Annotated in this window: 8 protein-coding genes; 5 read left to right on the plus strand and 3 right to left on the minus strand. The window is 63.8% G+C overall.

From position 1 onward, the window contains the following. Both ENZ75_RS06610 and ENZ75_RS06615 read right to left on the minus strand, forming a co-directional pair. On the minus strand, positions 1-1,569 hold a 1,569-nt coding region (locus tag ENZ75_RS06610), incomplete at its 3' end, for a hydantoinase B/oxoprolinase family protein (RefSeq protein WP_128277982.1). Between the two features lie 12 nt (positions 1,570-1,581). Continuing rightward, positions 1,582-3,741 carry a hydantoinase/oxoprolinase family protein gene (locus ENZ75_RS06615; RefSeq protein WP_082826633.1) on the minus strand — a complete coding sequence of 720 codons (2,160 nt, stop codon included), beginning with the start codon at positions 3,739-3,741 and terminating at the stop codon, positions 1,582-1,584. Positions 3,742-3,853: 112 nt separating this feature from the next. On the opposite strand from ENZ75_RS06615, the gene ENZ75_RS06620 reads away from it, so the two are divergent. The 4 genes from ENZ75_RS06620 (at position 3,854) to ENZ75_RS06635 (ending at position 10,095) form a co-directional block, all read left to right on the plus strand. Continuing rightward, a complete protein-coding gene (locus ENZ75_RS06620; RefSeq protein WP_063169873.1) occupies positions 3,854-4,633 on the plus strand; it encodes a helix-turn-helix transcriptional regulator in 780 nt (259 codons plus the stop codon). 287 nt (positions 4,634-4,920) lie between these two features. Next, entirely contained in the window at positions 4,921-7,095 is a 2,175-nt protein-coding gene (locus ENZ75_RS06625) for an alpha-ketoacid dehydrogenase subunit alpha/beta (protein WP_063169872.1), read from the plus strand. 88 nt (positions 7,096-7,183) lie between these two features. Continuing rightward, positions 7,184-8,746, plus strand: a complete 1,563-nt coding sequence (locus ENZ75_RS06630; protein ID WP_164747171.1) for an ABC transporter substrate-binding protein — start codon at positions 7,184-7,186, stop codon at positions 8,744-8,746. A gap of 119 nt (positions 8,747-8,865) precedes the next feature. Then, positions 8,866-10,095: an aminotransferase class III-fold pyridoxal phosphate-dependent enzyme gene (locus ENZ75_RS06635; RefSeq protein ID WP_082826632.1), complete on the plus strand. Its 1,230-nt coding sequence runs from the start codon at positions 8,866-8,868 to the stop codon at positions 10,093-10,095. Between the two features lie 33 nt (positions 10,096-10,128). On the opposite strand, the gene ENZ75_RS06640 is transcribed toward ENZ75_RS06635, so the two are convergent. Next, positions 10,129-10,866 carry a GntR family transcriptional regulator gene (locus ENZ75_RS06640; protein WP_013528131.1) on the minus strand — a complete coding sequence of 246 codons (738 nt, stop codon included), beginning with the start codon at positions 10,864-10,866 and terminating at the stop codon, positions 10,129-10,131. A gap of 131 nt (positions 10,867-10,997) precedes the next feature. Here ENZ75_RS06640 and otnK point away from each other — a divergent pair. Further along, positions 10,998-12,141: 3-oxo-tetronate kinase (gene otnK / locus ENZ75_RS06645; protein WP_245481133.1), on the plus strand; the 1,144-nt coding region annotated here is incomplete at its 3' end.

Here is a 12,141-nt window from a genome sequence, read left to right on the forward strand (position 1 = left end):
GTGCTCGGAGGTGTGGAGCCGCAGATGTGAGGTCTTGTTGATCAGCCAGGTCGAGACGAAGGAACAGCCACCGCGATATTTACCGGCGCCGCCGGAATTCGGCACGATCGAACGGCCGATATAGACCATCGGCATCGACTGTTCCCAGACCTCGATGTTGCCCATGTCGGATTCCGGGTTCCAGCCGACATAGGCGGTGTCGAGACCGTCCTTGATGGCGAGCGCCCCGGACCCGGCGGCAGCGCACTCGAAATGCGCCATGCCGAACGGCGTGCCGTATTGGCTTTCGCCGCCCATCTCGATCATCGGGCTGTTGACCTGGCCGACAAAGGCCTCCTCGACGAAGCCGCGCGCGACAAAACTGCGCGACAAAAGCCGTTGGAAAACACCGTAGGCCGGCAGCAGCAGCGCCCATGAGGTGGCGGTGGCCACCATCTCGTTGTCGGGGTTGGTCCAGGTGCCGTGCGGCAGTTTCAGTTCGGTCGCCATCCAGGCACCGTCATTGACCAGGCCTTCGAAATTCATGTGCTGGGTCAGCGTCACGAACATGCCGCCATCCATGCCGGCCGGCGTGCAGTTCATCGAATGGTAGCCCCAGGGCTGCGTGCCCTCGAAGTCCATGGTGATCTTGCCGTCTGACGTGATCTCCATCTCGATCGGGATGTTGTAGAGCCAGTCGGGATCGCCGAGCAGCTGGAAGCCGGGCTTTCCCGCCGTGACATGGCCGTAGAACGTGTGGCCGCGGTAGATGCCGGGCACGGTGAGCTGGCGGGTGCGGGCGAGCTGGGCGCGGCGACCTTCCTCGATGAACTCCTTCGACACCTTCATCCAGTAGTCGAGGCCGATCTCGGAGATCAGCTGCTTGACGCTTTCGCGCATGTCGATGCAGGAGGCGACCTTGGCCTTCTCGTCGAGCACCCAGTAGATCGGCATGCGCAGATTGCGCTCGCAGCGGATGACGTAGTCGCGCCGGATCTCGTCATTCTCGCCGATCTTCTCGGCGCAGACGAACAGGCCTTCGGTGAAGCGCTCCTGCGCCAGGCAGACATCGCCGCCCGGCGTGATGCCGCCGGCTTCCAGTTCGTGGCAGACGGCACCGGCCCAGCCGACCAGCGTGTCTTCATGGAAGATCGGCACCACATCCATGACATCAGGCACCTGCACGGTGCCGATGAAGGCGTCGTTGTTGGCGAAGATATCGCCTTCACGGATTTTCGGGTTTTCCTCGTAATTGTTCTTGATCATCCATTTGATGAAGCGGCTCATCGTATGGACATGCACCATGATGCCGTTGGAGAGCGCGATGGCGTCGCCTTCGGGCGTATAGATGGCGACCACCATCTCGCCGACTTCGCGCACGCCGGGCGAGGCCGAGATGCGGCGGGCCATTTCGCGAGCCGAGACGCAATAGGCGCGCAGCTTGGTGTGCAGCGTCTCGAACTTCAGCGGATCCTGGTTGCGCAGCGTGAGTTCCGTGATGCCGTCATAGCAGCCGGTCTCTTCCATCAGCCGCTCGGAATCGAGCAGTCTTTCGCGAAGGCGCAGGGCCGAAGCAGGTTTGTCCAACATGGCGGTGCCCTCTCAAGCGTGGGTGTAGTGCAGCAGCGTCCATTCATCGACATGGACGCGGTCCTGCGGATGAACGACGAGCGTGGTGGCGGGGTGTTCGATGATGGCCGGACCGATGACTTCGTGACCGGGCTGCAGCAGGTCCATCTCGTAGAGATTGGCCTTGTGCCAGCGTCCGCCGATATAGGCCTCGCGCACGCCCTTGTGCGCGGAAGCCGGATCCGACTTGCCGAGCGGACGCTTGAGCAGCACCGGTTTGACCTTGTCGGCGGTGGCGATCAGCCCGAGTTCGGTGATGGTGAAGCCGGCCTCGCCATAGCGCGACACGCGATGATTGACCTTGGCGTAGACCGCCTCGAACTCGTCGATAACCCTGCGCATGTCGTCGGCCGAGTTGACCTCAGCCAGCGGCGCCATCACTTCGACATCCTCGAGCTGGCCGGTGTAGCGCATCATCAGGAACGGCACGGTCCTGATCTTCTCACGCGCATGGCCGTCGGCGATCATCTCGTCGACCGCGGCCTTGGTCAGGTCGTTCCAGACCGTGGTGACCTTGACGCCGAAGGCGGCCAGCGTCGCCTCATCGGCGCGTGACGGGATGTCGTGCTGCGTCGACACCGAATGCCGGCGCATGAAATCAGCCGTGGTGCAGCCGAAGGCGGAGAAGGCGGCCGCAAACTGGAAGGTGATGATGTCCTTGAAGCCGATGCCCCTGGAACAGCCGGCCAGGTGCAGCGGGCCAGAGCCGCCATAGGACAGCAGCGTGAACTCGGAGGGATGGATGCCCTGGCCCGAAATGACGCGGCGCAGCGCGTTGTTGGCGTCGGCCTCCAGCATGTCGATCATGCCTTCGGCGGCTTCCTCCAGCCCGACGCCCAGGATGTCGGAGCATTTCTCCTGGAAGGCGCGGCGGGCCTTTTCGACCTGCAGCACGACCTTGCCGCCGAGGAAATAGTGCGGGTTGAGCCGGCCGAGAATCGCATCGCAATCGGCAATGGTCGGTTCGGTGCCGCCCCTGGCGAAGCAAATCGGACCTGGATCGGAGCCGGCGCTTTCCGGTCCAAGCGAGACTTTCTTGGTCAGCGGATCGACCTTGAGGATCATGCCGGCGCCGGCACCGATCGTATCGAGGTGCAGCGTCGGCACGTTGAGCTTGAAGCGATCCATCAGCGGCTCGTTCTCGATCCGCGTCTGGCCGCGCGTGATAACGCCCATGTCGAAGGAGGTGCCGCCCATGTCCGAGCAGATCAGCGAATCATTGCCGATCAGCTTGCCGACATAGGCAGCACCGAGGATGCCGCCGATCGGGCCGGAGATCATGGTTTCATGCAGGCGCGGATGGTTGATCGAGGTCAGGCCGCCGAAGGAGAGCAGCGTCTGCACGCCATATTTGAAGCCGTATTTCTTCGAGACGTCCTCGATACCCCTAAGCTGCTTGCGGCCGCGCGAGGTGGCGTAGGCCTCGATCAGGACCGAGTTCAGCCGCGACTGCTCGCGGATGACCGGGCGGACCTCGTGGCTGGTGTAGACGATGATGTCGGCGCCGGCCTTGTCGACCTCTTCGCGGCAGATTTCCGCGATGCGCTTCTCGTGCACCGGATTGACGTGCGAGAAGATGGTCATGATGCAGATCGCTTCGACCTCGTCGGCGATCAGTTTTTTTGCGGCTGCAGAAACCTCGTGCTCATAGAGCGGCAGCACGACGTCGCCGAACTGGTCGATCCGCTCGGTGACGCCATGGGTGCGGCGGCGCGGCACCAGCGGATCGGGATGATGGTGGGTGACCGCATGCAGCCGGTCGGCGTAGGAATAATCGGCCCAGGCCTGCAGCCCGCGGCCCATCAGGATCATGTCCTCGAGGCCCTTGGTGGTGATCAGGCCGAGCCGGCGGCCGGTGCGCGACAACAGCGTGTTCAGCATGCCGGTGCCGGAATAGAGCACGACGTTGACGCCTGAAAACAATGATTCCAGCGAGATGCCCCAGGCATCCGCCGCGTCCTCGGCCGAGGCCAGAAAACCCTCGGCTTCGTTCTTCGGCGTGGTCGCCGACTTGCCGATCTTGAAGTGGCCGTCCTGATCGACAAGGATCGTGTCGGTCATGGTGCCGCCGGCGTCGATGCCGATGACGATTGGGTTGCCGACAATGGGGGCGGTGAGATTGGGTTGGGTCACGGTCGCCTCGGGATCTGGTCTAGGTTGACGCCAGGCTAGATTCATTGGATGGCCTCGCGCCATATGCCTAAAGACACAATGACGGTTGGGCTGACATCGCCGAGAAAAGGGCATGGGCATGGGCAATATCTGGGCGCCGCTCGCCAAAGCGATCGCCGCCATCGGCACGGACAGGCATGTCGACTGCCTGATCGACCTGATCGGCGCCGACATCGACCACGACCTCGTCACGGTGACGCGCTATTCGGCGACGCAGACACCCGAATTCATCAAGCACCGGCGCTTCTCGGATGAGATGGTCCGGCGCTATCTCCACAATTACTACGTGTTCGACCCGTTCTATGCCTCGTGGCGGCGCGAGCGCAGGTTGGGCATCATGCCGCTGAAACGGCTCGCCGACGACGAGGCCAAGCGCGGCCAGTACATTGCCGGCTTCCTGGCGCAGTCGGAGATCTGCGACGAGGTCGGCATCATGCTTGCCGATGGCGGCGACTGGTGCCTCGGCATCTTCCTCGACCGCTCGACCACGTCGTTCAAGGAGAGCGAGATCGCTTTGCTGGACGAGCGGTTGCCTGTATTCGAGGCGCTGCATGCGCTCGACATCAAGGCGCGCGGAACCAAATTCTCCCGCACGTCGGCGCCGACAGGCCCCGGCGCCTCGCCCCGGCAGGAGCCGACGATCCCGGCCAGTCTGTGGCCGGAGCTGTCGCTGCGCGAGCGGGAATTGGTTCAGTTGATCCTCGCCGGCCACCCGACGGCCAACATCGCCGAGCGCCTCGGCATCACCGTCGGCACGGTCAAGAACCATCGCCGGCGCATCTACGAGAAGCTCGACATCACCACCGAGCGGGAATTGTTTTTGCAGTTCTTCCAGCATCAGGCCGATCGCTAGCCGCTCGCTTACCCAGCCGATCCGCCAGCCGAATGCCTGATTTGCAGAGCCGCTCCCTCCGTGAATTGGTGCAGGGGGCTTGTCGCCGGAATGGCTCGAAAACTGGCTTCAAAATTCCTCTTGCGGAACGCCGCCGTCCCGGCTTAGTCTCGGCTTCGCACAGAAAATGAAATTTAATTCCATTTGTGCGGTGCCCGCAAGCCAGTGCAGTGCCCAGGAAAAGTGCCCGGACGCAATCGACTGAGAAAATATTTGATATATCATCTACCAGAACGGAAATAGCTGACATGGTCCAGCAGACATCGATCCAGCCATCGGCGCCCTGGTTGCGGCTCGACGTCGACGATTCGGACTGGAACGACGCCGAGGTTTCGAGCCTGGTGCGCTGGTATCAGCAGATGCTGCTCATCCGCCGTTTCGAGGAAAAAGTGCTCGATCTCGCCAATGCCGGGCTGGTGCATGGTCCGGCGCATGCCAGCATCGGACAAGAGGCGACGGCGGTCGGCGCCATGTCCGTGCTCGGTACGGGCGACCGCATCAACGGCACCCACCGCGCCCATCACCAGGTCTTGGCCAAGCTTGTCAACGCGCAGACGCCCGGCGGATTCGACCCGTTGCATGACGCTTTCAACCCGGACATGCAGGGCTCGGTGCGCGGCTTGATGGCCGAGATCATGGGCCTCAAGTCAGGCTATTGCGGCGGCCGTGGCGGCTCGATGCATATGCGCGACGATGCCTCCGGCATCCCTGGCACCAGCGCGATCATTGGCGGCAACCTGCCGCATGCGGCCGGCTATGCGCTGGCCGACAAGCTGCTCGGTACCGGCAACATCTCGGTCGCCTTTTTCGGCGACGGCACGATGATGGCGGGGCCGGCCTATGAGGCGATGAACATCGCCGCGCTCTACCGGCTGCCGGTGATCTTTTTCGCCGAAAACAATCTCTATGCCGTCTCGACGCACATCAACGAGCAGACGCGCGAGACGCGGCTGGCCTCGCGCGGACCTATGCTCGGCTTTCGCGGCATCGAATGCGACGGCATGGATGTGGTGGCGGTCCACCATGCCATGCGCGAGGCGCGCCGGGCGATCGAGGAAGACGGTGGCCCGGTGCTGGTCGAGGCGCTTTGCTACCGCTTCCTGCATCAGAGCGGCGCGCGCCCGGGTAGCGAATTCGGCTACCGCACGCGGGCCGAGGAAGACGCCTGGAAAGCGCGCGATCCGCTGGTCACGATGGCGGCTCGCCTGAAGACGATGGGCATTTTGAACGCTTCCGACCTCGGCACACTCGACCAGCGCGTCATGGAGGTGGTCAACACCGCTGCCGATTCGCTCACCGAAATGAGTGGCAACGCGCTGGGCATTCCCGACCATCTGTGGCCAGACCCAGGCGGCGTCGACAACCAGATACGCGGTGATCTTTCCGAACTGAAGGGCGAGCGTTTCCTCGAGATCGAGGATATGCCGCCAGCCGACACCAGGCCGGTCAAGTTCATGGTTGCCGCGTCCGAGGTGATTGCGCGCGCCATGGAAAAGGATTCGCGCATCATTATCATGGGCGAGGATGTGCACCGGCTGCGCGGCGGCGTTTCGGGCGCCACAAAGGGTGCGCTGGAACGCTGGCCGGAGCGTGTACTGGCAATGCCCATCGCCGAGAACGGTTTTGTCGGCGTGGCGCTGGGTGCAGCGCTTTGCGGGCTGCGGCCTATCGTCGAGATCATGTTCGGCGATTTCTGCCTGGTTGCCGCCGACCAGCTGTTCAATGCGGTCAGCAAGGTGCGCCACATGTTCGGCGGCGGCTTCCCGGTGCCGATCGTGATCCGGGTGCGCGTCTCGCCGCACACCGGCTACGGCTCGCAGCATTCGGGCGATCCGTCTGGCCTGTTCGCGCTGTTTCCCGGCTGGCGCATCGTCGCCCCGACGACGCCCTTCGACTATATCGGCCTGATGAATTCGGCGCTGAAATGCGACGATCCGGTCGTCGTCATCGAGCATGTCGAACTGTTCCCGAGCGAAGGGCCTGTGCCTGCGGATGACCGCGATTATTGCGTGCGACTCGGCAAGGCGAAAACCGTCAGGCCGGGCAGTGCCTGCACCTTGCTCACCAGTGCCAGCATGGTCGCCGTCGCCAAGCAGGTGGTCGAGGAGACCGGCGTCGATGCCGAGATCATCGATCTGCGCAGCCTCGACCCGACCGGGCTCGACTGGCCGCTGGTGGAGGCCTCGATCCGCAAGACCAACCGGGTGGCCGTCGTCGAGCAGGTGCAGCGTGGACTGTCGCTTGGCGGACGGCTGACACAAGAGATTCAGGATCGCGTGTTCGACTATCTCGATCACGAGATCCTGCATGTGACGGGAAGCCTCTCGGCTCCCGTCGTATCGGCCCCGCTCAACCGCGCCGCACTGGGCGGCGCTGATAAGCTCAAGGCCGCGCTTCAATCCCTCATTGCCGTGGGTGGATAGAGCAACGCATTGCCACAAAGATCTGACAAGAAAATGGGAGAATGAAATGGACATGACGATCCTACCAAGAGCCAAGACCAGGGCGACGATGCTGGCGGCCGTGCTGCTGGCCACCAGCGCCTTCTGGGCGCCTGCCACCTTCGCGCAGGACAGCAAGCCGCTGGTCATTGCGCGTAACATCGACCTCAATTCGCTCGATCCGCACCGCGCCTTCTGCGACACCTGCCAGATCTACAATTCCAGCGTCTACGAATCGCTGCTGACGCTGGACAAGGACAACAAGCTGATCCCGCTGCTCGCCTCGAAGTGGGAAGGCAATGCCGACCAGAGCAGCTTCACCTTCACGCTCGACCCGGCCGCCAAATTCTCGGACGGTTCGCCTGTCGAAGCCAAGGACGTCAAATGGTCCTGGGAGCGGCTGAAGAACCTCAAGGGCAGCGCCTCGTTCCTGATGGACAATGTCGCCTCGATCGAGACTCCGGACGCGCATACGGTCGTCGTCAAGATGGTCGCGCCGAGCTCCGAATTCCTCAACATCGCGGCGGCGCCCTACGCAGCGGTCGTCAACAGCAAGGTTGCTTCCGAAGCCGGCGCCAAGGCCGATGCGGACGCCTCGACGACAGACAATGCCGAGGCCTGGTTCCTGGCCCATTCGGCCGGCAGCGCGCCGTTCGTGCTGAAATCCTATGAGCCCAATTCGGAACTGCGGCTGGCGCGCAACGACAAGTACTGGCGCACGGCGCCGGCGCTGAGCGAAGTCGTCATACGCCAGACCAAGGATGCGGTGGCGCAGGCGCAGATGCTGCAGAGCGGCACCGCCGATATCGCCATGCAGATCGACCCGGACACGGCCAAGACGATGACCGGCAGCGACGTCAAGATCGAGACCGTGCCGTCCTACAACTTCATCTATGTGGCGCTGTCGCCCGGCGCCAAGGCCAACAAGGTGCCGCTGACGCCCGAAGTGCGCGAGGCCATTTCGCTCGGTCTCGACCGTCCTGCTATCCTCGACTTCACCATCGGCTCCGAGGGTCAGCTGATCAGCGCGCCGATCCCGCTCGGCTTCCCCGGCGGTTCGGGCTTCGAGGCGCAGCCCTATGACGTTGCCAAGGCAAAGGAACTTCTGGCCAAGGCCGGACACGCCGACGGCTTCGAGATGGAGGCAGCGTTCCCCGGCATGAACGTCTACGGCGTCGATCTCTCGCTCTTGATGCAGAAGGTCCAGCAGGATCTGGCCAAGATCAACATCAAGCTCGACCTGCAGCCGATCCCCTTCGCCAATTGGCGCGAGCGCGTCAATGGCGACGGCATCCCGATGACGGCGGTGTTCTACGCGCCGGACTATTACGGCACCTCGCAATACATCGACTATTTCGCAATGACGAAGGGCAGCCCTTGGTCGCGCCGTGCCGGCGCGGAGCGCGACCCGTCGGTGCTCAACCCGAAGGAAGCGGATATCTACAAGGCAGCCCTTGCGGCAAGCGGCGACGAGGCCGCCAAGCTGTGGCACCAGGCCGGCGAGGAGATGATCAAGGACAGGATCATCCTGCCGCTGATCAGCCCGAACCTGATCCTGGCCTACAAGTCGGACGTCAAGGGCGTGCGCTACAGCGCCTGCTGCAACCTGCCGCTGGCAGAACTCAGCCACTGAGCAAAACAATACGGGGAGGCGACAGTCGCCTCCCTGTTCTCCATCCCGGAAGGCCAGCAAATCCTGTTCTTCCAACATCAAATTCAATATATGATATATCAATGAGCGGAGACCTCGTCATGCCTTCCCTGATCAACTCCAAGGACCAGTTGCTGCGCGAGCGTGCGGCCTCGGTCATTCCGGGCGGCATGTGGGGACACATGGCGACGCGCTATCTCGGCTCCGCCTATCCACAATTCTTCGAACGCGCCGACGGCTGCCGGGTCTGGGACGTCGACGGGCACGAATACATCGACCTGATGTGCAGTTGGGGGCCCAACATTCTCGGCCACCATCATCAAGCAGTCGAAGAGGCTGCCGCCCGGCAGCGTCGCCTCGGCGATGCGATGAACGGCCCCGGCGAGGTATTGGTCGAACTGGCGGAGCTGCTGGTCAAGACGGTCGCGCATGCCGACTGGGCAATGCTGCAGAAGAACGGCACCGACGCCACCACGGCCTGCGTGACGATCGCGCGCGCCGGCACCGGCCGACGCAAGGTGCTGGTCGCGCGCGGCTCCTACCACGGTGCCGTGCCGTGGTGCACGCCATCGCTGGCCGGCGTCACCGCCGAGGACCGCGCCCATCTGATCCATTTCGACTACAATGACGTCGCCAGCCTCGAAGTGGCCGTCGAGCAGGCCGGCAACGATCTCGCTGCTGTCGTCGTCACTGCCTTCCGGCACGACATCGCCCGCGACCAGGAACTGCCGACCGCCGCCTTCGCCAAACGGGCGCGCGAACTCACCACCGCTGCCGATGCGGCATTGATCGTCGACGATGTGCGCGCCGGCTTCCGCATCGACCTCGCCGGCAGCTGGGAGCCGCTCGGCGTACGGCCGGACCTGTCCGCCTTCTCGAAGGCGATCGCCAATGGCTATCCGCTGGCCGCCATCGCAGGCACCGACCGGTTTCGCGAAGCCGCGACCAAGGTCTATGTGACGGGTTCTTTCTGGTACGGCGCCGTCGCAATGGCCGCGGCGATCGCTACCATCAGCACGCTGCGCGATACCGACGCCGTCACCCACATGACACAGGCCGGCGACAGGCTGCGCTCAGGCCTCGATGCTGCAGCGAAGAAGCATGGTCTTTCGCTGCGACAGACAGGTCCGGTGTCGATGCCGATGGTGCTGTTCGACGGCGATGCCGAATTCAAGCTAGCCAACGCATTCTGCTCGGCCGCCTTGCGCGAAGGCGCTTATTTCCATCCCCGGCACAACATGTTCCTGAGTGCTGCGCACACCGCAAAAGATATAGATCTCGCCCTGCAGGCTGCCGATGCGGGCATGGCCGCCGCGGCGCAGGTGGCGTGACCGGCGCCAATGCGGTGGAAAGGAACAAACTGTTCAGCCGGTGGCCGACACCAGTCGGCCGTTCTGCGCAGCGCGGCGCAGTTCCTCCGGCGTGACCGCGCCGTCGTTCAGCCGTTCGAGAACCTTGACCAGCAGGCGGCCGCCTTCGATCATGTCCTGCTGAATGCCCTTGCGCACACCGTTCTCGTCGCGCGCCCGCAGCGCTTCAAGAATGTCGAGATGCCGGTGGCGGCCGTCATAGGTCGGCCGGGCGTGAGGGTACTGGTAGTTCACCAGCGGTCCGTTGCGCAGCCAGATTCCCTCAATGATGGCCAGCAGCTCCGGCATTTGCGCCGCCTGGTAGATGGAGTGATGGAATTCCCAATTGTCGCGGACGGCTTCGAACCAGCGGCCATTGTCCTCGTTCGCAATGAGTTTCTCATGCACCGCCGCCAGACGGTCGATCTCGCGCGGCTCGATGCGCGTCGTTGCCGCGGCACCCGCCATGCCTTCGAGATGCAGCCTGATGCTGCGCAGTTCCAGATACTGAGCCAGCGACAGCTGGGCGACGGTGATCGAACGGCCGGCCTCCATCTCCAGGCCTTTTTCGCGCACCAACTGCATCAGCGCCTCGCGCACCGGCGTCTCAGACACCTGAAGGCTGGCGGCAAGGTCGCGGATCTTGAAGCGATGGCCCGGCCAGAAACGGCCTTCCATCATGGCACGGCGAAGCTCCTCATAGACACGCGTCGTCAGATTGTCGCGCGCGATCGGCGCGATAGAAGCAGTCACATCCGCTCTCCGTTCTTGCAACAGCGCAGGCGTCGCCTGCGTCGCGTGGCTTGTGTATATGATACCACGAATGGCCTGACCACCGACATGAGACAAGCCGCCCCGAAACCGGCAGACATGAGACGGGCCGCATGACCGCGTCGATGCCTTCCTTGCTGTTCGGCGCCATTGCCGACGATCTGACCGGCGGCACCGAGCTGGCGTCGATGCTGGTCGCGCGCGGCATTCCGACGGGATGCACGGTCGGGCTGGACGCGCCGATCCCATCAGGCAATCTTGCCCATGTGATCCTGCTGAAGACCCGCGTCATCGCAGCCAGCGATGCGGTGCGCCAGGTGCTGGAGGCCGCGGACCGGCTGGTCGAAGCTGGCGCGCGGCAGATCTTCTTCAAATATTGCGCCACCTTCGATTCGACGCCCGCGGGCAATATCGGTCCTTGCGCCGAAGCGCTGCTCGAGCGCCTTGGCGGCGGCGTCACACTGTTCGCCCCCGCGCTGTGTGAGACTGGGCGCACCGTCTATCAGGGGCATATGTTCGGCGGTCCCCAGCTGCTTGCTGAGTCGCCCAAGCGCTTCGATCCGCTGACGCCGATGACCGATTCCAATCTGGTTCGCGTGCTGCAGGCGCAGAGCAGGGGCAAGGTCGGGCTGGTGCCCTATCTCGTCGTCGACGCCGGCGCTGGAGCCATCCGGAGCGCTATAGGAGAGCAAAGCAGGCGCGGCGAGACGCTGCTGGTCACCGACACCATCCGCGAGCGCGATCTGGCGGCGATCGCGGAAGCCACCTTCGACCTGCCGCTGATGACCGGCAATTCCTCAGTCGCCGCGCATCTGCCACCGGCCTGGCTCACGCATGGGCTGCTGGATTCAGGCGATCTCGTTGCCGCCAGCCTGCCGGCCGTCGAAGGGCCGGCAGCGGTGCTGGCCGGCAGCGTCGCCGACCGCACCATCGAACAGCTCGAGCGTTTTGCGCAAAACAATCCACTGCTGACGATTGACCTTGCCAGCGCCTTTGCCGGCGCCGATGTCATGGCCGAAGCGCGTACCTTCGCCCAACGGCATTTGCCCGGCGCGATGATCGCCATTGCTACGACAGCGCCGCAAGCGACCGTCGAAGCGCTGCAGCAGGCGCATGGCCGCGATATGGTGGCGGCAAGGGCGGAAGAGATCCTGGCCGGGATTGCCCAGATTCTGGTGCGCGAACTCGGCGTCCGCCGGCTCGTCGTCGCCGGCGGCGAGACCGCCGGTTCGGTGGTGAAGGCGCTCGGCATCTGTC

The organism is Mesorhizobium sp. M7A.F.Ca.CA.002.04.1.1 (assembly GCF_004022805.1).
GTDB lineage: Bacteria > Pseudomonadota > Alphaproteobacteria > Rhizobiales > Rhizobiaceae > Mesorhizobium > Mesorhizobium ciceri.